Source organism: Streptomyces ossamyceticus, from assembly GCF_001418475.1.
GTDB lineage: Bacteria > Actinomycetota > Actinomycetes > Streptomycetales > Streptomycetaceae > Streptomyces > Streptomyces ossamyceticus.
In genome coordinates this window covers 1-491 of record NZ_LIQX01000927.1, presented here as the reverse complement: position 1 = coordinate 491, position 491 = coordinate 1, and the positions used below count along the sequence as shown (strand labels likewise).

2 protein-coding genes are annotated in these 491 nt (G+C 73.2%); both read left to right on the top strand.

Annotated elements, in window-relative coordinates; all coding sequences use genetic code 11:
- Nucleotides 1–99 precede the first annotated feature (99 nt).
- Nucleotides 100–144 carry a hypothetical protein gene (locus tag AOK15_RS48210; RefSeq protein ID WP_240508831.1) on the top strand — a complete coding sequence of 15 codons (45 nt, stop codon included), beginning with the start codon at nt 100–102 and terminating at the stop codon, nt 142–144.
- Nucleotides 145–255: 111 nt separating this feature from the next.
- Nucleotides 256–491: hypothetical protein (locus AOK15_RS46315; RefSeq protein WP_205632324.1), on the top strand; the 236-nt coding region annotated here is incomplete at both ends.

Here is a 491-nt window from a genome sequence, read left to right as displayed (position 1 = left end):
GTCGTCGCCCTCGGCAACGGCCGGCACAGTCGGCTGGCCTACGCCGAGGAAGAGGCGCGGCTGCGGGCCACCGAGGAACGGCCGCGTATCGCACGGGAGTTGCACGACGTGATCGGGCACAACATCTCGATGATCAACGTGTAGGCGGGTGCCGCGCTGCACCGGCTGAAGAAGCACCCCGCGCCGCAGGCCGAGCCCGCGCTCACCGCCGTCAAGGAGGGCAGCCGGGAGACCCTGCGCGAACTGCGGGCCANNGTCGACCTCGCCGCGTACCGCATCGTGCAGGAGTCCCTACTCACCGAAGTAGGCCTCCACGTCTCCCACCCGTGGCGCACCCGCGCCCCCGCCCCGCCCGCACCGGGCCGACCGCACACCTCGCGCGTCGGTCGGTTCGGCGCCCTGGCCGAGGTCCGCAGCCTGTACGCCGACTGCCGAGGGTGGCACTCGAACGCCCCGCGGACACATGAGCCGCTACTCCGCCCCGACCGGCG